This window comes from Shigella sp. FC1544 (genome assembly GCF_001722145.1).
GTDB classification, from domain to species: domain Bacteria; phylum Pseudomonadota; class Gammaproteobacteria; order Enterobacterales; family Enterobacteriaceae; genus Escherichia; species Escherichia coli.
On sequence record NZ_MECT01000433.1, the window covers coordinates 1 to 477 of the forward strand.

The 477-nt window shown below is 49.5% G+C and carries 1 protein-coding gene; it reads left to right on the forward strand.

Going from position 1 to position 477, the window contains the following annotated elements; all coding sequences use genetic code 11:
- Nucleotides 1-69 precede the first annotated feature (69 nt).
- A partial coding sequence (gene tnpA, locus BGK49_RS17745) for an IS66-like element accessory protein TnpA (RefSeq protein WP_069375790.1) occupies nucleotides 70-477 on the forward strand: 408 nt, incomplete at its 3' end.

Consider the following 477-nt stretch of genomic DNA (forward strand, 5'->3'; position numbering starts at 1 on the left):
GCCGTATGTAGCCATTAAGCCTGTATTGGTAACGTAGGTGCCCACCTTTTCAACTAGTGGACACCTGTTATGGAACAGAAAGCATTATCTGCAGAACCCCGCAGATCATTTTCAAATGAGTTTAAACTTCAAATGGTTAAACTGGCTTCACAACCAGGAGCCTCTGTTGCCCGTATTGCCCGGGAACACGATATCAATGATAACCTGCTGTTCAAATGGCTCAGGCTCTGGCAGAACGAAGGGCGCATATCGCGGCGTCTTCCGGTAACAACCTCTTCTGACACTGGCGTTGAATTATTACCTGTGGAGATAACGCCGGATGAGCCGAAAGAACCGGTGGCTGCTCTTACTCCGTCTTTATCTACTCAGACTACAGTTAGTGCCAGCTCCTGCAAGGTGGAGTTCCGTCACGGTAACATGACGCTGGAAAATCCTTCACCAGAGCTGCTCACAGTGTTGATCCGTGAACTGACCGGG